General features: G+C 67.5%; 17 protein-coding genes and 1 tRNA gene. 10 read left to right on the top strand and 8 right to left on the bottom strand.

The features are described 5' to 3' along the window. Nucleotides 1–104 precede the first annotated feature (104 nt). Complete coding sequence (locus tag IU459_RS27285; RefSeq protein WP_195132444.1) at nucleotides 105–782, top strand: DUF4389 domain-containing protein; 678 nt, start codon at nucleotides 105–107, stop codon at nucleotides 780–782. A 37-nt stretch (nucleotides 783–819) separates the two neighbouring features. On the opposite strand, the gene IU459_RS27290 is transcribed toward IU459_RS27285, so the two are convergent. From IU459_RS27290 to IU459_RS27310, 5 genes are all read right to left on the bottom strand, one after another. Further along, nucleotides 820–1809, bottom strand: coding sequence for an ABC transporter ATP-binding protein (locus IU459_RS27290; protein ID WP_195132445.1), 990 nt, complete (start codon nucleotides 1807–1809; stop codon nucleotides 820–822). Between the two features lie 2 nt (nucleotides 1810–1811). Next, nucleotides 1812–2639 carry an ABC transporter permease gene (locus IU459_RS27295; RefSeq protein ID WP_195132446.1) on the bottom strand — a complete coding sequence of 276 codons (828 nt, stop codon included), beginning with the start codon at nucleotides 2637–2639 and terminating at the stop codon, nucleotides 1812–1814. Continuing rightward, a complete protein-coding gene (locus IU459_RS27300) occupies nucleotides 2632–3408 on the bottom strand; it encodes an ABC transporter permease (protein WP_324199046.1) in 777 nt (258 codons plus the stop codon). The genes IU459_RS27295 and IU459_RS27300 overlap by 8 nt, the downstream gene beginning before the upstream one ends. A gap of 362 nt (nucleotides 3409–3770) precedes the next feature. Beyond that, the gene (locus IU459_RS27305) at nucleotides 3771–4589 is read right to left on the bottom strand and encodes a class II glutamine amidotransferase (RefSeq protein ID WP_195132447.1); all 819 of its coding nucleotides are present in this window, start codon (nucleotides 4587–4589) and stop codon (nucleotides 3771–3773) included. Between the two features lie 314 nt (nucleotides 4590–4903). Beyond that, nucleotides 4904–4977, bottom strand: a tRNA-Arg gene (locus IU459_RS27310). A 201-nt stretch (nucleotides 4978–5178) separates the two neighbouring features. Between IU459_RS27310 and IU459_RS27315 the strand changes: the two genes are divergently transcribed. The 7 genes from IU459_RS27315 (at nucleotide 5179) to IU459_RS27345 (ending at nucleotide 17268) form a co-directional block, all read left to right on the top strand. After that, nucleotides 5179–7212, top strand: a complete 2034-nt coding sequence (locus IU459_RS27315) for a cytochrome c oxidase assembly protein (protein WP_195132448.1) — start codon at nucleotides 5179–5181, stop codon at nucleotides 7210–7212. Further along, on the top strand, nucleotides 7209–8177 hold the full coding sequence (locus IU459_RS27320; RefSeq protein WP_324199047.1) for a serine/threonine dehydratase: 969 nt from the start codon (nucleotides 7209–7211) through the stop codon (nucleotides 8175–8177). The genes IU459_RS27315 and IU459_RS27320 overlap by 4 nt, the downstream gene beginning before the upstream one ends. Before the next feature lie 160 nt (nucleotides 8178–8337). Then, nucleotides 8338–8835 carry a single-stranded DNA-binding protein gene (locus IU459_RS27325; protein WP_195132449.1) on the top strand — a complete coding sequence of 166 codons (498 nt, stop codon included), beginning with the start codon at nucleotides 8338–8340 and terminating at the stop codon, nucleotides 8833–8835. Nucleotides 8836–8915: 80 nt separating this feature from the next. Next, nucleotides 8916–10592 (top strand): energy-dependent translational throttle protein EttA, encoded by a 1677-nt coding sequence (gene ettA / locus IU459_RS27330; protein WP_195132450.1) that lies wholly within the window; start codon nucleotides 8916–8918, stop codon nucleotides 10590–10592. Nucleotides 10593–11152: 560 nt separating this feature from the next. Next, nucleotides 11153–16093: an NAD-glutamate dehydrogenase gene (locus IU459_RS27335; protein WP_195132451.1), complete on the top strand. Its 4941-nt coding sequence runs from the start codon at nucleotides 11153–11155 to the stop codon at nucleotides 16091–16093. Between the two features lie 8 nt (nucleotides 16094–16101). Then, on the top strand, nucleotides 16102–16554 hold the full coding sequence (locus IU459_RS27340) for an acyl-CoA thioesterase (protein ID WP_195132490.1): 453 nt from the start codon (nucleotides 16102–16104) through the stop codon (nucleotides 16552–16554). Between the two features lie 45 nt (nucleotides 16555–16599). Continuing rightward, nucleotides 16600–17268, top strand: coding sequence for a hypothetical protein (locus IU459_RS27345; protein ID WP_324199048.1), 669 nt, complete (start codon nucleotides 16600–16602; stop codon nucleotides 17266–17268). A 590-nt stretch (nucleotides 17269–17858) separates the two neighbouring features. Here the strand turns inward: IU459_RS27345 and IU459_RS27350 are convergent. Together IU459_RS27350 and IU459_RS27355 are read right to left on the bottom strand one after the other, a co-directional pair. Beyond that, a complete protein-coding gene (locus IU459_RS27350; RefSeq protein WP_195132452.1) occupies nucleotides 17859–18170 on the bottom strand; it encodes an AzlD domain-containing protein in 312 nt (103 codons plus the stop codon). Beyond that, entirely contained in the window at nucleotides 18167–18862 is a 696-nt protein-coding gene (locus tag IU459_RS27355) for an AzlC family ABC transporter permease (protein WP_195132453.1), read from the bottom strand. Before IU459_RS27355 ends, IU459_RS27350 begins: the two co-directional genes overlap by 4 nt. Nucleotides 18863–18915: 53 nt before the next feature. Here IU459_RS27355 and IU459_RS27360 point away from each other — a divergent pair, with 53 nt between their 5' ends. Next, nucleotides 18916–19482, top strand: coding sequence for a helix-turn-helix domain-containing protein (locus tag IU459_RS27360; RefSeq protein WP_195132454.1), 567 nt, complete (start codon nucleotides 18916–18918; stop codon nucleotides 19480–19482). Between the two features lie 4 nt (nucleotides 19483–19486). On the opposite strand, the gene IU459_RS27365 is transcribed toward IU459_RS27360, so the two are convergent. Then, nucleotides 19487–20191, bottom strand: coding sequence for an HNH endonuclease (locus tag IU459_RS27365; RefSeq protein ID WP_195132455.1), 705 nt, complete (start codon nucleotides 20189–20191; stop codon nucleotides 19487–19489). A 236-nt stretch (nucleotides 20192–20427) separates the two neighbouring features. Between IU459_RS27365 and IU459_RS27370 the strand changes: the two genes are divergently transcribed. Next, nucleotides 20428–20832, top strand: coding sequence for a globin (locus IU459_RS27370; RefSeq protein ID WP_067468486.1), 405 nt, complete (start codon nucleotides 20428–20430; stop codon nucleotides 20830–20832). Nucleotides 20833–20913 lie beyond the last annotated feature (81 nt).

Consider the following 20913-nt stretch of genomic DNA (forward strand, 5'->3'; position numbering starts at 1 on the left):
TCGGTATCGGATGGTGCCGTTTCCGAATGACCGGATGCGCCACAATCAGGACATACCGCACTGTTTGTGGCCTGAATCACAAACAACCGGAAGGAGTGTCGATCATGGAACCTGAGAAGTCCGTCGCGGCGGCCGACCCGATTCGCGTTCGGGGAGATCTGGACCCGGAGCTGTCGCGGTGGATGTGGCTGGTCAAGTGGCTATTGGCCATCCCGCACTACATCGTGCTGTTCTTCCTGCACGTCGCGTACCTGGTCCTCACGATCGTCGCCTTCTTCGCGATCCTGATCACCGGCACGTACCCGCGGGCGCTGTTCGACTTCAATGTCGGTGTCATGCGCTGGGGCTGGCGGGTCACGTTCTACGCGTTGTCGGTGCTCGGCACCGACAAGTACCCGCCGTTCAGCTTGCAGCCGAGCGCGGAGTATCCGGCCGATCTGGAAATCGACTATCCGGACACCCTGCACCGCGGCTTGGTGCTGGTGAAATGGTGGCTGCTGGCTATTCCGCACTACCTGATCGTCGGCGCGATGGTGAGCGGAGGAGTCGCGATCGGGATGAGCGGCGGCGACGATTGGAGCGGTCCCTCCTTCCCGCTGATGAGCATTCTGCTGATCGTCGCGCTGATCGCGCTGCTGTTCACGGCGCGCTACCCGCAGGGCGTCTACGACTTCGTGATGGGCATCAACCGCTGGATCATTCGCGTTCAGGCCTACGCAAGTCTGATGCGCGACGAGTATCCGCCGTTCCGGCTCGACCAAGGGCCACGCGAAGCCGACTGAACCCGGATGCCGGTCATCCATAGTGAATCCGCCCGCCTCAGCGGGCGGATTCGTATATCCGGCGGACCACGTCCTCTATCTCCGGCTCTTCGATCGACAGATCCCGCACTTCGGCACGGTCGGACACGGCGGCAAGCAACTGTGCGGCAGTGATCCGCTCCGGATCGAAGGCCAACCGCTGCCGCATGCCGTTGCCTTCACTGCTGAGCAGTTGGGCTGAGGGCAGGTCGTCGAAGTCCGGCGCAGGTTCGGCCAAATCGACCACCAGGACGCGGCGGGCGCCGACCGTGGCCGCCAAACCGGTCAGCGAACCGTCGTACACCAGCCGCCCGTGGTCGACGACGAGCACACGGCCACAGAGCCTTTCGATGTCGCCCATGTCGTGGGTGGTGAGCAGCAGGGTCGTGCCGCGCTCGGCGCGCTCGGCGCGGAGGAACTCCCGCAGCCGTTGTTTGGACAGCACGTCGAGACCGATCGTCGGCTCGTCGAGGATCACCAATTCCGGCGAATGCAACAGTGCGGCCGCCACTTCCGCGCGCATGCGCTGGCCGAGCGACAGTTGCCGCACCGGTGTGTCGAGGGTCTCCGCCATCTCCAGCTGCTCGATCAGCTCGTGCGCGCGCTTGCGCGCGGCATCCGGTTCCAGCCGGTGGATCGCGGCGAGAATCGAAAAGGATTCGCGCAGTGGCAGATCCCACCACAGCTGGGAGCGTTGCCCGAAAACCACGCCGATCCGCCCGGCCAGTTCGCGCCGCTGCCGCACCGGGTCCAGCCCGCAGGTGCGCACATTGCCCGAGGTGGGCACCAGGATGCCGGTGAGCATCTTGATGGTGGTGGACTTGCCCGCGCCATTGGCGCCGATGTAGCCGACGGCCGCGCCCCGCTCGATCCGGACGGTCATCCCGTCGACCGCGGTGAGTGTTTCGCGGCGTCGGCGCCAGCGTCGGCCGTCCTTGCGGTACAGAGTGAATTGCCTGGTCAGGTCGTTCATGTCGATGATCGCTTCCGCGCGCCCCGACTGCGCCATGCCTATCCGCCGCCTCCCTGGTAATGCCGTGTGCCCGAGCGCCACAAACCCAGCGCCAGTAGCCACACCCACAGCGCCGCGACCGGAGTCAGCCAGGCCAACCAGGAGGGCAGCAGGGCCGGACCGGGCAGTCGAAGGAGCGCGAGGGTGGGTAGATAGGCGGTGAAGGCGACCGGTATGGCGAATCCGAACAACAGCTTCATCGGCGTGGGGAACACCGACGCCGGTTGCGTCGCGGCGAACGAGCCGCCGTAGGTGAAGCTGTTGGTGAGTTCGGAACCATCGATCAGATAGAACTGCAGCCCGGCGGCGCAGACGAACACTCCGCCGAACAGGGCGATACCGCCGAGCAGCGTCAGCGTCAGCAGTGTGGTGGTGCCTGCTCCCCACTCGATGTCGTTGCGCACCAACCCGGCTCCGAGCGCAACGATCGACACCGACGCGCGGGCGAATCTGCGCAGCGAGATGTCGCTGGTGATCAATTGCAGCAGCAGCGGTTGCGGGCGGAGGTGATAGGCGTCGAGCTGTCCCAGCCTGATCAGGACGGGCAGCGTGTCGAGATGGCCGAACAACACTTGGGACAACGTGAAACTGGTGTGGCTCAGTCCGAACAGCAGTAGCGCGGCGTCCAGGTCGAGCCCGCCGAGCACCCGCGCGCTACGGAAGATCAGCCACACTTCGGCGAGTTCTATCAGGCCGAACATGAACGCGCTGACAACATCACTGGCGAACGACAATCGGTAGCTGCGCTGTGCGCGGATCCTGGAGCGCAACACCGCCACATAGGGCGTCGACCACGTACCGGAGCGAGGCGGAGCGAGTTCAACCACCCTGCACCTCGAGCCTGCGGCGTCCGGCGAGCAGCAGCACGCGCCCGGCGATCCCGATCGCCAGCACCCAGAACGCTTGGACGGCGACGACCGAGCAGGCCTGCGCTCCGGTGATCCGCCCCGAGAGCACGTCGACCGGCACCTGCAGGATCGACGGAAAGGGAGTGGCCGCCGCGAGCGCGGCCAGCCACGACGGGAACATGTGCACCGGCACGAAGAGTCCGGCGAGGAACGTCCCGGAGGCGTAGTACAGGGCGCGGATGCCGCGGGTGTCCACGACCCAGAACCCGATCAGCACCACGACGAACCGGCACAGGAACGAAACCACTACGGCAAGCAGCACACTCACCATGCCGAGCAGGTAGGGGCCGGGCGTCGCGGGCATCGCCAGGCCGAAGGTGAGCGTGCCGACCAGGACGCTCGGCAGCCCGCGCGGCAGGAACGTGCAGGCCGCCCGTCCGAGATCATCGGCGAGATAACCGCATTGGATGTCGACCGGGCGCAGGAAGTCGATCGCGATGTCGCCGGTCTTCACCCGATCGTCCAGCTCGCCCAGCGGGGCTGCCATGAACTGCACCGCACCGAGCAGTCCCTGGGAGATCCAGACGTACGCGCCGATGCTGCCCTGGTCGTAACCGCCGAAGTCACCCGCGGCGTCCACCGCCGCGACCAGCACGGCCGCACGTACGAAGCCGAATACGCAGTTGGTGAACAGCCCGGCGAACATGGCCAGTTTGTACTGCCACTGTCTGCGGAATCCGGCGCCCACCAGAGCTGCGTAGAGGACGACGGCGCTGCGAATTCGTTCTCCGACGGCACACTGTCCGTCCCCCTCCGGTATGCCGCGCACAAAGAGTTCACCCTACCGCCCGGTGCGCAGGCGGGGAAGGCTTGGCACTCTTTCGGAGACACTATCCCTGCGTCGCGATGATCACCGAGACGAACCGCGCACGACGCAGGAGCACGGTGGCGGCGGTCGTCCATACCGTCCTGGTCGGTGTGCAGCTCGTCGACGTAAAACCGTGCGCACCAGAACGAATCGCGAGTTATCCGTCGTCGTGGGAACGCCCAGCGGCGGCACGCTCGGCGAGGTGGATGACGCGAGGGCGGCGGGACGCGGGCCGCACCGCGTCACGGAGCGATCGGCTGAAAGCGGACGATTTCGTCGTGGCCTGGATAGATCACACCGGCCGATGATTCCGGGACTTCGTTCCAGGCTCCGGGTAGGTCGCGCAGCGGCTCGGAGACCACGAACCGTGCTTCCTCCCCCAGCTGATACAGAACCTCGACCTCGGGATGCAGCGCGCGCAGGGTGGCGATGTCGGTGGAGTAGTACAGCGTTCGCGTCTGCCGTTCGCTGGAGTAACGGAAGAACCACATCGACTTGCCGTCGGTGGTCGCGACGGTCATCTGGACCGGGGCGGCGATGTCGTGGGCGTGGCCGACTTCCTCGACCAAGCCGACCGCACGGGCGACGGCGCCGAGCGGGTCGTCGGGCAGCCCGAAGGTCAGCGCGAGGAAGAACAACAGCTCCGAGTCGGTCGAACCCTGGATGTCGGGGAAAAGCGACGGCCCCACCGCGTTGATCAGGTCCCGTTTGGTCTCGTGGAAACCGTTCAGCGCCCCGTTGTGCATCCACAACCAGTGTCCGTGCCGGAACGGGTGGCAGTTGCTGCGTTGCACCGGAGTACCGGTCGACGCGCGCACGTGTGCGAAGAGCATCGGCGTCCGGACCTGTGCCGCGACTTCCCGCAGGTTCTCGTCGTTCCACGCCGGTTCGATGTTCTTGAACACCGCCGGTCGCCCGCCCAAGCCGTACCAGCCGATCCCGAAGCCGTCGCCGTTGGTGGTCGTCGCGCCGAGCCGGGAGTGCAAGCTCTGGTCGATCAGCGAATGCTTCGGCCGGAACAGAAGCGCCTCGGCTAGGATCGGCTCCCCTGAATAAGCCATCCACCTGCACATATATCGATTGAAGCAGAACGCCCGCTGTAGCGGGGCCGGTTGCTCGATGGGGTTCGAATCGACTGCGGCGTGTACTCCGCGTCCACGGCGAGCGGCCATACGCACCGGGCAGCACCGTCGCGAGTGCGGCGGCGTGCCGCCCCGCAACCCGCTCGCGAAGATGTCGGGAGAGCCGGGCTGGATCTGCGCACCACTAACACGGGGAACGGGCCACCCGGCGAAGATTTCTTGGTGTTTGAGTTTCGCGGCTACCGGGTAATAGCACTGGGGACCGGCATCTTTGCAGGTCACCAGTGCTGTTGCGCCCCCGGCAGGAATCGAACCTGCGACCTAGGGATTAGAAGGCCCTTGCTCTATCCAACTGAGCTACGGAGGCAGTGGGTTCCACCATGGCCGACATTGGCCGTGCTGTCCAGCGGGCCAATTATAGCGACCGTCCAGGTCGCTGGTTTCTTAGCAGTAGCAACGTTTCAGCCACCCCGAGACCGTAGTCGACGCACTGTGCTGATCCGCGGCCCAGAATATCCGCCCAAACCCGACCGGGCCACGGAATACTCGCCGAACTACGCTCAGTCGCATGTCGTCCGCGTCTACCCCGTCCGCCGCTCCCGATGCCGAGGCTTCCCGGTCCGGAGCGACGTTCGCGGCGGTCACGGCGTTGTCCGGGGCAGTCGCGGCCGTGGTCGCGGCACTGGTGGTGGGGCTGTCCGCGGCGCAGGCGCTGAGCTTGCTCGGCATTCCGGACCCGGGCGCGTCGACCACCTACGGCCTGCCCGCGGTCCGTGCGCTGGCCGATCTGTCCGCGGCGCTGACGGTCGGCTCTTTGCTGTTCGCGGCGTTCTTGGCGCCGCCACAGCCGAACGGCCTGCTGGACGTCGGCGGATACCGCGCGGTGCGGAGGGCATCGAACTTCGCGCTGGTCTGGGCGTGTTGCGCGGCGCTGCTCGTGCCGCTCACCGTCTCCGACACAACGGGCCAGCCGGTGACCGGCATCCTCCGCCCGGAGAGTCTGTGGCGGGCGATCGCGCAGGTCGAATTGGCCGGTGCCTGGCGCACCACCGTGATCTTCGCGCTGATCGTCGCGGTCGGGTGCAGGTTGGCGTTGCGCTGGGGCTGGACGCCTGCGTTGTTCGGCGCCTCGATCCTCACGATGATGCCGTTGGCGTTGACCGGACATTCGTCCTCGGGTGGATCGCACGATGTCGCCACCAACAGCCTTATCCTGCACCTGGTTTCGTCCGCGGTCTGGGTGGGCGGACTGTTCGCGGTGCTGGCGCATGCCCTGCGCAGCGGGGCGCACACCGATGTGGCGGCTCGGCGTTTCTCGCTGACCGCGACCGTCGCCTTCGCCGTGATCGCGGTCAGCGGCGTGCTCAACTCGTGGGTGCGGGTACCACTGGACGAACTTTTCACCAGCACTTACGGCAGGCTGGTGCTGGCCAAAGCCGCCGCGTTGGTGCTGCTGGGGGTTTTCGGCTACCTCCAGCGCCGCGCCGCGCTGCCCGCTCTGGCGGCGGATGCCGGCGATCGTGCGGCGCTGGTCCGGTACGCGGGCGTCGAGGTGTTGATCTTCGCCGCGACCGTCGGACTCGCCGTAGGGCTCGGGCGCACGCCGCCGCCACCGCCCGACTCGGTCCCCACGCCGGCCGAAGTGGAACTCGGCTACAACTTGGCCGGGCCTCCGACCCTCGCGCGGCTGCTGTTCGACTGGCGGTTCGACCTGATCTTCGGAACGCTGTCGATCGTGCTTGCGGTGCTGTATCTGCTCGGTGTGCGGCGGCTGCGTGCGCGCGGGGACGCGTGGCCGGTCGGGCGCACGTTCGCCTGGCTGTCCGGCTGCGTGGTGCTGCTGATCGCTACCTCCTCCGGAGTCGGCCGGTATTCGCCCGCGATGTTCAGCGTGCACATGGGTGCGCACATGGCGCTGTCGATGCTGGCGCCGATCCTGTTCGCGCTGGGTGGGGTGGTGACGCTGGCGCTGCGGGCGCTGAAGCCCGCCGGCCGCGGCGGCGTGCCGGGTCCGCGGGAATGGCTCCTGGCGGCAGTGCACAACCCGGTGTCGCGTTTCCTGACCCATCCGGTCGTCGCCTCGGCGATCTTCGTCGCCGGTTTCTACGCGCTGTACCTGGGCGGCATCTTCGACACCTACGCCGACTCGCACGCGGCGCACCTGTTGATGAACCTGCACTTCTTGCTCAGCGGTTACCTGTTCTACTGGGTGGTGATCGGCATCGATCCCAAACCTCGGCAGGTGCAGCCGCTGACCAAGCTCGCCATGGTGTTCGGCTCGCTGCCGTTCCACGCGTTCTTCGGGATCGCGCTGATGAGCATGGCCACGGTGCTGGGCGGCTGGTTCTACCGCGGTCTCGGCCTCGGCTGGAACGCCGACCTGCTCGGCGACCAGCGCACCGGCGGCAGCCTGGCCTGGGCCAGCGGCGAGGTTCCCCTGGTGGTGGTGATGCTGGCGTTGCTGATCCAATGGTCTCGCAGCGACCAGCGGCTCGCGCAGCGCACCGACCGAGCCGCCGAACGCGACAACGACGCCGCCCTCGCCGCACACAACGCCATGTTCGCCGAACTGGCCAAGCGAGATGGAGAAGTGCGTAAGTGAGTGAACGCGCCACCACGGTCTCCGCACACAGACCGGTCGGGCGGGTGCAACGGTCGGACGTGCGAAGCGCGCGCAGGCGGATGGCCGGGCAGATTCGCAAAACCCCGGTCTTCCACACGTCCGTCGCGAGCCCGTCCGGTCCGGTGCCGGTGACGCTGAAGCTCGAGCACCTCCAGCACGCCGGGACGTTCAAGGTACGCGGCAGCCTGAACGCGCTGCTGGAGTCGGGGCAGGGCATCGATCAGGTCGTCATCGCGTCCGGCGGCAACGCGGGCATCGCGGCCGCGCTGGCCGCCGCGCGACTGGGCAAGTCCTGCACCGTGGTGGTGCCGGAGACCGCGCCGCACACCAAGGTCGCGGCGATGTGGTCGCACGGCGCCGAAGTGCTCTGGTATGGAACCAGCTACGCCGAGGCGCGGCGGCACGCGACCGAACTGGCCGCCGATCGCGGTGCGCTGCTACTGCACGCCTATGACCTGCCCGCGGTGGTCGCCGGGATCGGCGTGATCGGGCTGGAGCTCGAGGAGCAGGTGCGCGGACGACCGCCGGTGCTGGCCGCGGTGGGCGGCGGCGGGTTGGTCGCCGGGATCGCGGCCGCACTCGGGCGCCGTCAGCAGGTGATCGGGATCGAGCCCGAGGGGGCCGCCATCCTCGGTGCGGCGCTAGAGGCGGACCATCCCGTGGATGTGGCCGGCTCCCGCGTCACCGTGGATTCGCTCGGCCCGACCCGGATCGGTGACATCGCGCTCGAGGTCGCCCGCCGCAACCGTGTGCGGTCGCTGCTGGTCAGCGAGGATGCGATCGGCGCGGCGCGCGAGTACCTGTGGCGCGAGTTCCGCATCCTGGTCGAGTTGACGGGGGCCGCGGCGCTGGCCGCCATTCACAGCGGCGCGTACGTCCCCGCGCCGGATGAGCGGCCGATCGTCGTCCTGTGCGGTGCGAACACCGACGTGGCTGTGTTCTGACCGAGCGCCTATGAAGGATCCGATTTTCACAAGTCGGACAGTTGTGCACATTCGCGGATCGAGTCTCCCGCCGCGCGTGGATTCCGAGCACGCTGGAGGTGCCCTCCTGGAGGGGGAGGAAATCCGGACCAGCCCGGATCCGAATGCGAAGGGGCCAACCATGTACGAGGCGAACGCGACCGTCATCGGAACGATCGCTACTCATCCGATCAAGCGGGATCTGACCAATGGCGAACAGGTGGTCACGTTCCGGCTGGCGAGTAACTCCCGCAGGCTCGAGCACAGCTCGGGGCAGTGGGTGGACAACGGCACGCTGTATCTCACCGTCAGCTGCTGGCGCAGGTTGGTGGCGGGGGTCGACGCGTCCCTGCGCCGCGGCGACCCGATCATCGCCTACGGTCAGTTGCGCTCGCACGAATACCGCAGCAAGGACGGCGTCGAGCGCCGGGATCTGGAGATGCGTGCCACCGCGGTCGGCCCAGACCTGTCCCGCTGTGCCGCGCAGGTGACGCGATGGTCCGATCCGGCCCCGCGGAATACTTCGGCGGGTTCGAGCGCTGACAATCGGGAGCCGGCCGGCGGCGCGCTGGGGGAGGACGTCGCGGCCGTAGGCTCCACACCTCCCCGCGGCAGCGCGCCCGAGCCCGTCGGTACTTGATCGCATGACCGGTTTTCGTCCGGCGGCAGTGGTAGCTCTGCTTCGTCCTCTCGTTTCCCGCACCGATAGGCTGCACACTTATGGCTGAGTTCATTTACCAGATGAAGAAGGTTCGCAAGGCGCACGGCGACAAAGTCGTGCTCGACGATGTCACCTTGAACTTCCTTCCCGGCGCCAAGATCGGCGTCGTCGGCCCGAACGGCGCGGGTAAATCCAGCGTGCTGAAGATCATGGCCGGACTGGACCAGCCGAACAACGGTGACGCGTTCCTCGCCGCCGGCGCCACGGTCGGCATCCTCCAGCAGGAGCCCCCGCTGAACGAGGAGAAGACCGTCCGCGGCAACGTCGAGGAGGGTCTCGGCGAGATCAAGGTCAAGCTGGACCGGTTCAACGAGATCGCCGAGCTGATGGCCACCGACTACTCCGACGAGCTCATGGACGAGATGGGCAAGCTCCAGGAGGAGCTGGACCACGCCGACGCGTGGGACATCGACTCGCAGCTCGAGCAGGCGATGGACGCGCTGCGCTGCCCGCCGCCGGACGAGCCGGTCACCACTCTCTCCGGTGGTGAGCGCCGCCGGGTCGCGCTGTGCAAGCTGCTGCTGAGCAAGCCCGACCTGCTGCTGCTCGACGAGCCGACCAACCACTTGGACGCGGAGAGCGTGAACTGGCTCGAGCAGCATCTCGCGCAGTACCAGGGCGCCGTGCTGGCGGTCACCCACGACCGGTACTTCCTGGACAACGTCGCGCAGTGGATTCTCGAGCTCGACCGCGGCCGTGCCTACCCCTACGAGGGCAACTACTCCACCTACTTGGAGAAGAAGGCCGAGCGCCTCGAGGTGCAGGGCAAGAAGGACCAGAAGCTGCAGAAGCGGCTCAAGGAAGAACTCGCCTGGGTGCGTTCCGGAGCCAAGGCCAGGCAGGCGAAGAACAAGGCCCGCCTCGGTCGGTACGAGGAGATGGCGGCCGAGGCCGAGAAGATGCGGAAGCTGGACTTCGAAGAGATCCAGATTCCGCACGGCCCGCGTCTGGGCAACGTGGTGGTGGAGGTCGAGCACTTGGACAAGGGCTTCGGCGACCGCCAGCTGATCAAAGATCTGTCGTTCACCCTGCCCCGCAATGGCATCGTCGGTGTCATCGGGCCGAACGGTGTCGGCAAGACCACGCTGTTCAAGACCATCGTGGGGCTCGAGCAGCCCGACAGCGGCGAAGTGAAGGTCGGCGAGACGGTCCAGCTGAGCTACGTCGACCAGAACCGTGCGGGCATCGACCCGAAGAAGACGGTGTGGCAGGTGGTCTCCGACGGCTTGGACTACATCGAGGTCGGCCAGCAGGAGATGCCGTCGCGCGCCTACGTGAGCGCCTTCGGTTTCAAGGGTCCCGACCAGCAGAAGCCCGCGGGCGTGCTTTCCGGTGGTGAGCGCAACCGCCTCAACCTGGCGCTGACCCTCAAGCAGGGCGGCAACCTGATCCTGCTCGACGAGCCGACCAACGATCTCGACGTGGAGACCCTCGGCTCGCTGGAGAACGCCCTGGAGAAGTTCCCCGGCTGCGCCGTGGTCATTTCGCACGACCGCTGGTTCCTCGACCGCACCTGCACCCACATCCTCTCGTGGGAAGGCGACGCGGACAACGACGCCAAGTGGTTCTGGTTCGAAGGCAACTTCGAGGCGTACGAGGCGAACAAGGTGGAGCGTCTCGGCCCGGAAGCGGCCCGCCCGCACCGGGTTACGCACCGGAAGCTGACTCGCGGCTGAGTCGGCTACGGAGGGGTGGGTGCGGCTGGTTTTGCACCCACCCGCTCGACCGGCCCGCTCGTCTCTGACGGCGGGCCGCGTATTGCACAGTTTGTGGTGCGAGCCTCGGTCGCGCGAGTCTCTTGGGACGCCACGAGTCTCAGGGCGGCGCGGTGGACGGTTGCCCCGACGAAGCGGCGCGTTGAACCTTCGCCGACAACCCGGACCAGGAGTGACACCTACCCGCGCGTAGCTCGCTAGGGTGGGAGTTGTGAATGCGCAGGCGCAGTTCGAGCAATCGGTGGCCGGGACCACCGACGCGGTGGCCGAGCTGACCCGAGGTACCGGTACGGCGCCACTGCCGCGGATACGACCTGTAGCGCTCACCTGACGTTCGCGGGTCCGATCTTGTACTGCGCCGAGGCCGACCGTTGGGCCTCGGCACCTGAGCGGCGAACTCCGCGGTCGTGGTGAATACCCGGATATCGGAAGGGAACTCACCCACGCGTCTTCGGCGCACAGTTACTCTCGGACCGGCGTCACTTTGTTACGGAACCGATATCCGAGGGAGTTGGCGAAAAATGACCGTCTCGTCCGAATTGTCCAGCGCGGCGTGGGCCGCGGGTTTGCCGCAGTCACTGCGCGGCGACCTCGCGACGCTCGAGGAAGCGTATTTCCGCCACGTCGACGCGGGCGATGTGGACTGTGCGATCACCGGCATCACGCAGATCTTCCGCCGGCACATGGAGCTGGCGGTGACTCGCCTCCCCCGTCGCGCGTTGGTACGGGTGTACCACCCTGATGACGAATTCGGGGTCGGCGCCGCGGTGCAGATCGTCACCGACGACATGCCGCTGCTGGTCGAGTCGATCAGCTCGTCGTTGAGCCGGATGGGTGTCAGCGTCAGCGAGATCATCCACCCGATCTTCGAGGTCGAGCGGGACGCGGACGGGCGGCTGACGCACGCCGCACCGCATGAGGTCGACGGCACCGGCCCGGCCGGGCTCCGCGAATCCTGGATGCACGTGCAACTGCATCCGTCGACCAGCCCGGCGCTGCTGGCCAGGGTCGAGGCCGCCGTCCCGGACGTGGTGGACGACGTGCGCCAGGTGATCGGCGACACCGAAGCCATCCGGGACGTGCAGGGCAAGCTGGCCGACGACCTGGAACTCGCCGCGCAGTCCGGGACGGCGCCGTTCGCCGCGACCGATTTGGTCGACACGGCCAATCTGCTGCGCTGGCTGGCGCAGGGAAACTTCACCGTCCTCGGCTATGCCCGCTACCGCCTCAGCGCAGGCCAGGGCCAGGAGACGTCCACCATGCTGCCCGGCACCTGCCTCGGCGTGCTGCGCCCGGACGTCGGCACCGACTTCCACGTTCCGGTCAACGGCGGCGACCGTCCGCTGCTCACGCTGACCCAGGGATTGGTGCCCGCCACCGTGCACCGCTCGGTGTACCCGTACTTCGTCGGCGTCGCCGACTTCGACGCGACCGGGACGATCATCGGCGAGCATCTGTTCATCGGCGTCTTCACCGTCACGGCGGTACACGAGAACGTCTTGGATATCCCGGTGATCGAACGCCGGGTGCGGTCGGCGATCGAGGCGAGCGGATTCGATCTGGATTCGTTCTCCGGTCAGGCGATGCTCGAGGTCATCCAGTCCTTCCCGCGCACCGAATTGTTCTCCTCCGACGCCGAGACGCTGCGACGCACCTCGACCGCCGTGCTGAGCGTGGGCCTGCGCCGCCAGGTGCGCCTGTTCCTGCGTGCGGACGCCTACGGCCGCTATGTCGCCTGCCTGGTCTACCTGCCGCGCGACCGGTATACCACCCGGGTCCGGCTGGAGATGCAGGACATCCTGGTCCGCGAATTGGGCGGCGTGTCCATCGACTACTCCGCGCGAGTGGGCGAAAGCGACTTGGCCCGTGTGTATTTCACGGTGCGGATGGCGGAGGCCGAGTCCGGCGCTCCGCGTCCGGCGGTGCCGGCCGCCGATACCTCCGAGGGCAATCGGTTGCGGCTGCAAAACCTGCTCGCGGAGGCGAGCCGCACCTGGGACGACCACCTGAACGACGAGGTGAATACGTCGGCGGTGCTCGATCCCGCCGTGGTGCAACGGTATGCGGAAGCCTTCCCCGAGGGCTACAAACAGGATTTCGCCGCCGCCCGCGCACTCGCCGACATCGTGCGACTGGAGCGGCTGCGGGACGGCGGCATCGACCAATACCTGTACCGCAAGCCGGATTCGGAACCGGGTTCGTGGCGCTTCACGCTCTACATCGGCGGCCGGGGCATCTCACTGAGCCAGGTCCTCCCGGTGTTGCAGAGTCTCGGCGTCGAGGTGGTGGACGAGCGGCCGTACCAGGTCGAGCTGGAGACGGCGGCCGACGGCGGCGCGGGCGGTGAGCGGTGGATCTACGACTTCGGTCTGCTGGCCCGTCCCGAATTGCTGCGCAGTTCGCTGGACCGGGATTTGGACGCGGAGCTGCTCGAGTCCTCCAAGCGCGCCGATGTGCTGGAGGAGGAGGTGCGGGGTCTGCGCGAACGGTTCGTGGAAGCGTTCGACGCGATGTGGTATGGGCGCGCGGAGGCGGACGGTCTCAACGAGCTCGTACTGCGCGCCCGGCTGCCGTGGCGGGCCGTCTCGGTCCTGCGGACCTACGCGAAGTACTTGCAGCAGGCCGGTTTTCCGTACAGCCAGGCGAACATCTGCCGGGTGCTGCTCACCTATCCGGATATCGCGCGATTGTTCGTCGACCTGTTCGCGGCGCGTTTCGATCCCGATACCGTCTCCGCCGAGCATGCCGCCGAGCTGGAGGTCAAGGTGCGCGGCCGGATCGATGATGTCGTCAGCCTGGACGCGGACCGCATCCTGCGCGCGATGCTGGGCTTGGTCAAAGCGACGCTGCGGACCAACTACTACGTGACGGACAGGGAAGGCAGGTCGCGCGATTACGTCTCGGTGAAGGTCGAACCGCAGGAGATCGCCGAACTGCCCAGGCCCCGTCCGCAGTTCGAGATCTTCGTGTACTCCCCGCGGGTCGAGGGCGTGCACCTGCGCTTCGGGCCGGTGGCGCGTGGTGGGTTGCGGTGGTCGGATCGGTTGGAGGATTTCCGCACCGAGATCCTGGGTTTGGTGAAGGCGCAGGCGGTGAAGAACGCGGTGATCGTGCCGGTGGGTGCGAAGGGTGGTTTCGTGGTCAAACAACCGCCCGCGGCGACTGGTGATCCGGTCGCGGATCGGCAGGCGCTGGGTGCGGAAGGTGTTGCCTGCTATCGGACCTTTATCTCGGGTCTGTTGGATATCACCGACAATGTGGATCGTGCGAGTGGTGAGGTGTTGCCGCCTGCTCGGGTGGTGCGCCGGGATGGTGATGACACGTATCTGGTGGTGGCCGCGGACAAGGGGACGGCGACGTTTTCGGATATCGCCAACGATGTGGCGCTGAGTTATGGGTTCTGGTTGGGTGATGCGTTCGCGTCGGGTGGGTCGGCGGGTTATGACCACAAGGCGATGGGGATCACGGCCAAGGGTGCGTGGGAGAGTGTCAAGCGGCATTTCCGTGAGATGGAGATCGACACGCAGACGCAGGATTTCACCGTTGTGGGTGTGGGTGACATGAGTGGTGACGTGTTCGGCAACGGCATGCTGTTGTCCGAGCACATCCGTTTGGTGGCCGCGTTCGACCACCGCCACATCTTCCTCGACCCGAATCCGGATGCGGCCATCTCCTACGCAGAACGACAGCGGCTGTTCGCGTTGCCGCGCTCGTCGTGGGCCGATTACGACGCCTCGCTGATCAGTACCGGCGGCGGCGTGTGGGACCGGACGGTGAAGGCGGTGCCGATCAGCCCGGAGGCCAGGGCGGCGCTCGGACTGGCCGACGACGTCGAATCGCTGTCGCCGCCGGAACTGGTTCGCGCGATCCTGCTCGCGCCGGTAGACCTGCTGTGGAACGGTGGCATCGGCACCTACATCAAGGCGAGCGCGGAGACCAACGCCGAGGTGGGCGACAAGTCCAACGACGCGGTCCGCGTCAATGGAAACCAGTTGCGTGTCAAGGTGATCGGCGAAGGCGGCAATCTCGGTGCGACCGCGCTCGGCCGTATCGAGTTCTGCCGCAACGGCGGCAAGATGAACACCGACGCGCTGGACAACTCGGCGGGTGTGGATTGCTCCGACCACGAGGTGAACATCAAGATTCTGCTGGACGCCGTCGTCTCCAGCGGACAGCTGCCCGACACCGACCGCAACCCCCTGCTGGCCTCGATGACCGACGAGGTCGCGCAGCTGGTTCTGCGGGACAACGTGGCGCAGAACTTCCTGATGGGCATATCGCGCACCGAGGCCGCGCAGATGCTCAGCGTCCAGATGCGGCTCATCGAGGATCTCGAGCAGCGCCGCGGCCTGGATCGCGAACTCGAGGCGCTCCCCTCGGATCAGGAGATGAAGCGCAGGTTGGAGGACGGCGCGGGTCTGGCATCGCCGGAGCTGGCCAACTTGATGGCGCATGTGAAGCTGTCGCTGAAGGCCGATCTGCTCGATTCCGATCTGCCCGACAGCCAGTACTTCGCCGCGCGGCTGCCCGAGTACTTCCCGACGCCGCTGCGCAGCCGGTTCGGCGCGGCGATCAAGCGGCACCGGCTGCGCAGGGAGATCGTCACCACCATGATCGCCAACGAGATGGTGGACTACGGCGGCGTCACCTACGCGCACCGGTTGAACGAGGAGATCGGCGCGACCACCACCGACGCGGTGCGCGCCTTCGCCGCGGCCAGCGGGATCTTCGACCTGCATGAGATGTGGGTGCGGATCCGGGCATGCGACGCGCCCGCCTCGGTGCGCGACCTGCTCGAGCTGGAAACCAAGCGGACACTGGATCGAGCGTCCCGGTGGCTGCTGAGCAACCGGCCGCAGCCGATTGCGGTCGGCTCGGAAATCAGCCGGTACTGCAACGAGGTACGCGAACTCGCACCGAAGGTGCCGAGCTGGCTGCGCGGGCACCATGTGTCCACGCTCACCGACCAGTCCGCCGAGCTGATCGCGCGCGGCGCGCCGACCGATCTGGCCACCGAGGTGTTCGCCCTGCTCAATCTGTTCCCGTTGCTGGACATCGTGGACATCGCCGACATCACCGACCGAGACGGCGACGAGGTCGGCTCGCTGTACTACGCGCTCAACGATCACCTCAAGATCGATTGGCTGCTGCAGGCGGTCAGCCACCTCGAGCGCGGCGACCGCTGGCACGCACTCGCGCGGCTGGCATTGCGCGACGACATGTACGGGTCGTTGCGTTCACTCACCCTCGACGTGCTCTCCGGCGGCGACCCCGAGGAGACGGCGGACGAGAAGATTGCATACTGGGAGTCGAAGAACCAGTCCCGCCTCGGCCGAGCCAGGGCGGCACTGTCGGAGTTGTTCGAGTCCGGAACCCACGATCTCGCCACGCTGTCGGTTGCAGCGCGGCAAGTGCGGAGCATGGTGAGCGGGGTGGGCGCTCAATCGGAGGTACCACGGTGACGAGGTCGATGCACAGAGACGGGACAGCCGCGGGCAGTCTGGTGCTGCCCAAGCGCTTCCACGCCAAAGTGGACGTCAGATGGTCGGACATGGACGTGTTCCAGCACGTCAACCATGCCCGCATGGTGACGCTGCTGGAGGAGGCGCGGATCCCGTGGCTGTTCGAGGACGGCCGCCCGACCGCCCCGCTACGCGAGGGCTGTGTACTCGCCGACCTGCGGGTCCGCTACCGCGGCCAGCTGCGGCACGAGGACACGCCGCTGGATATCGCGATGTGGATCGAGCAGGTGCGCGCGGTCGACTTCACCATCGGCTACGAGGTGCGCGCCTCCGGCGCCGAGCCCGACTCACCGGCGGCGGTGGTCGCGTCCACCCAGATCGCGGCGTTCGACATGCGGGCGCAGCGGCTGCGCAGGCTCACCGACGCCGAACGCGACTATCTGTCCGAGTGGATGGAGTGAGCCCTGGTGGGTCGGTGATCGTCCAGTGGTGACCGCGGAGCAGCCGTGAAGGCGGAACAACGAGTGCTGCACGTGTCCGATCCGGCGGAGCGGGAGAATCTCGCGACGTTCCTGACCAGGGCCGCGCGGCTGGACCCGGCGACGGTGGTGCGTCTGCGCCGCCGCGGGGAGGGCTACGTGGCCGCGTGGGTGGCCACCGGTTTCGAGGCGCTGGCGGTGCGCACCGTGGTCGCCGAGCTCGGCGTCGACGATGTGACCGTCGGCGCCGATCTGGTGCTGGCCGGGCTGGCCGGCGGCAGCCCGATCGACCTCGGATATTCGATGGACTCCGCCTGGCGTGGCGCACTGCCGCCCGCGGACGGCTTCGCGCATGTCGACGACGTGCCCGCGCGCACTCTGGTCGAACTCGCCGAACAGGGTGCGCGGCTGGCGAAGGAGCACGGTAGCAGCCACGGCCCGCCGGCCTCGCTACTCGACCAGGCCGTGCTGACCGTGTCCGGTGCGGGAACACAGGTGCAGGTGCCGATGCGGGTCGTCTTCGCGCTCACCGCTATGGATTTCATCCCGCATTCGGGCGAGCAGGCCGATCCGCGCCGCATCCCGCCCGCCGAGATCGTCCGGGTGCGCGCCACCAGAACATGGTTGCGGCTGGACGCCCGCTACGGCTCGGTCGCTCGCCGCCTCGGCGGTGGAATTCCACTCCTGCCGCACTGAGCTGTGTTCGATTTGCAGCGCCTGCGGCGCTGCGTGTTCGCGGCCCCTTTGTGGCTCGCGTCCGAGCGACCGCCGCTCGCGACTTCGTCGCTTGCGCGTCGGCCGCTCGGACGCGAGCCGGGCCGCGAACGGGCAATGCTCGATCTCGCTGCGCTCGAAAACGGGAGTGGAGCCGGTGTGGTTGCGCGAGATGGAAAGCGCGGCATCGAGGCCGCCGTCTGTGGAGGTGTGCTGGTGGGTGCCTGTGGCGAGTTGGTCGCGGACGTGGCGGCCACTTGGCCACGAACGGTGTTGGCGTCTCCCTTCGCTCGAAAGTCGAGGTTGGGCATATGCGGGGCACTTCGCCGATGCCACCGGTGCCGCGTTGAAGCTGTCGCTGTGCATTGCTGCCGGGCGGCCGCGTTGTCGCCGCAGTGCGCGCGAGGGCCTTGTGGGCGGCCGAGTGTGTGCCGGGTGCTGCGGCGAGTTCCGTAGTAGCAGAAGGCCACCCGGGAACGATCGATAGGATGGGCGGCGCCGTCAGCAGGAGGGGACGGCGCCGCCCTGCATTAGTGGTGAAGAACGCTGGCCGAGAACGGCTTTCGGGCAGGTCAGGAGACGCCGACCAATCGCAACAGCGCGGTGGTCGAGGCGGCGGCCAGGATCACGACCAGGATGGGTTGCTGCTTCCAGGCGAGTGCTCCGCCGACGAGAACGCCTGCGGGCATGGCGAATCCGAGATCGCTCGAGCCGAGCGGCAGGGTGGTGACGGCGACCAGCGCGGTGAGCAGGACGACCGCGCCGATCTCCAGCAGGCGCACCGTTCGTGCCGGAATGCGGACCCGTTCGCGCAGTGCCGGACCGGCCCAGCGGAAGGCGTAGGTGCCCGCGGCGAGGGCGAATATTCCGGCGGCCAGCATCATCGCGCCTCCGGTGTGACGGCTGGAGCCGGTCGTTCGCGCGCCGCGACGAGCACCCCCGAAAGGGCAAGCAGCACAGGCAGTCCGGTGGGCAGGAACGGTGCGCTGGCCAGCGCGACCGCGGTGCCGGCGACCACCGCGCCGAGCGTGGCTCGATCGCGGAGGGCGGGCAACACCAGCGCGAGCAGCACCGCGGGAAACACCGCGTCCAATCCGAGGGCCGAGGTGTCGGGGACCACTGACCCGATCAACGCTCCGATCGCCGCGCCGCCGGGCCACGCGAGCAGCACCCCGGCGCCGGTGACCCAGTAGGCCGTCCGCTTGCGCCGCGCGTCGGGCTGCGCGATGGCCAGCGCCACGGACTCGTCGTTCATCAGATGCACCCCGAGCGGCCGCCGCCAGCCGGTGCCGACCACGTCGGGAACCGACAGTCCATAGGGCAGGTGCCTGGCATTCACCAGCAGCCCGGCGAGCACGGCCGCGAGCGGGCTACCGCCGGTGGCCACGATGCCGAGGAAAAGGAACTCCGAGCTTCCGGCGAGCACCACGCAGCCGAGGAGGACGGGCAGCCAGATCGGGAAGCCCGCACCGACCGCGGTTGCCCCGTAGGAGATCCCGATCACGCCGACGGCGGCGCAGACGGCCGCGATGCCCAGCAGCCCATCTCGGCCCAGTGTTCGCCATATCGAACGCATGTTTCCTATGGTGAACATGGCAGGCCGGTTCGTCAATATGGTTTTCTGTTGGCATGACGCAGCAGGACGCGACGACGACACCCCAGGCGGTGATCGCCGCCGCGCTGCGCCGCGAGCGCACCAGGGCCGGGTTGTCGCTGAGCGAGGTCGCCCATCGTGCAGGCATCGCGAAATCCACGTTGTCGCAACTGGAATCGGGAACCGGGAACCCGAGCCTGGAGACATTGTGGGCGCTGTGCGTCGCGCTGGACATGCCGTTCTCCCGGTTGCTCGACCCGCCGCGCCCGAACGTGCACGTGATCCGGGCGGGGGAGGGCCCGGTGGTGGCCGCCGAGCAATCGGAGTATCGAGCCACGTTGCTGGCCGCCGGTCCGGCCAACTCGCGCCGCGATCTGTTCCGCATCACCGCGGAACCCGGGCATGCGCGCAGATCGGACCCGCACATCCCGGGCGTCGTCGAGCACGTGCTACTCGCCGAGGGACGCGCGCTGGTCGGCCCGGTAGACGCGCCGGTCGAGCTACATCCCGGCGACTATATCGCCTACCCAGGCGATCAACCGCATGTGTTCGAAGCCCTGGCGTCGCCGACCTGGGCGACGCTGGTGATCGAATACACCTGAGGGCTCAGGCCGCGCCTTCGCCGAGGTACTGCAACCACACCGGGTCGAGTTCGGCGGTGGTCGACAGCAGGCGCCAGTGCGGGCCTTTCGGCGAGACCAGCGGGGAGCGCAGGGTCCAGCCCAGTTCGCTGAGCAGCTTGTCGGCCTTGCGATGGTTGCACGGCGCGCAGCTGGCGACGCAGTTCTCCCAGGAGTGTTCCCCGCCGCGGCTGCGCGGGATGACGTGATCGATGGTCTCGGCCTTGCCGCCGCAGTAGCCGCACCGATAGCGGTCCCGGTGCATGAGGGCTGCGCGGGTCATCGGCACCCGGGCGCGGTAGGGCACGTGGACGTAGCTGCGCAGGCGGATAACCGACGGAATGGCGACCGACGTCTCGGCGGAGTGCACCACAGGTCCCTCGTCGTTGTGGTGAACGGCGTCGGCCTTGTCGCAGATGAGGAGGACGATCGCGCGGCGCGCGGACAAAGCGGTGAGCGGCTCGTAGGTGGCGTTCAGAAGCAGCACCCTGGTCTTGAGCCAGTTCGTGCCCTCGGCGGGCGGTGCGGTGGGGCGGGGGCCGTGGTCGTGATGGCCACGATGTCCGCCCGGGTGGTGTTCGGACAAGATGTGCAGCGGAGTAGCCCCCGACCCACGATTGTGGACGTCGGCGGGCTGGAGTTGTCGGTGCGCTCGCACCTCGTGTGACCGCGCACTGTGTCGCTGCTTCATCTCGACCTCGATTTCATGATTGGCAGGATCATGTGGTATCTGCGGAGCAGAGACTGTCACCCAGTTGACCATGGAACGTCGCGCATTGCACGGTGATTTCCAACAATGTCCGGTTAACTGTGGCTGAAGAGCAGCTCACCCGCGACGTTTCCCGGCGCTGAGCGGCCGCGGGAGGGCAGCCGCGCGCCGGTGCGGGCACAATGGACAGCGGCGCATCCGGTGAATCGAGAGGGTCTATGACTTCGGGCGAGCAGACAGCGACGTCGTTCTACGAGACGGTCGGCGGGGCGGAGACGTTCCGGCGGATCGTCGCGACGTTCTATCGCGAGGTCGCGGCCGATGAGGTGCTGCGTCCGCTCTATCCGGAGGAAGACCTCGGTCCGGCCGAGCGCCGGCTGCGGATGTTCCTCGAGCAGTACTGGGGCGGCCCGCGCACCTACTCCGACGAGCGCGGCCATCCGCGCCTGCGCATGCGGCACATGCCGTTCACCATCGGACCGATCGAGCGCGACGCCTGGTTGCGCTGCATGCGTATCGCGGTCGCGGAGATCGAGCCCGAAATCCTCGACGACGAGCACCGCAAGGCGCTGCTGGACTACCTGGAAATGGCCGCCAACTCGTTGGTGAACGCCCCCTTCTGACAACGCGTCCGCGCGCGCCGGGAGAGGTGTGTGTCGACCGCATTGCGGTGGGGGCGAATTCGGCTTTGGCACTATGGCGGA

Origin of the sequence: Nocardia amamiensis (assembly GCF_015477605.1) — a bacterium.
Classification (GTDB): domain Bacteria; phylum Actinomycetota; class Actinomycetes; order Mycobacteriales; family Mycobacteriaceae; genus Nocardia; species Nocardia amamiensis_A.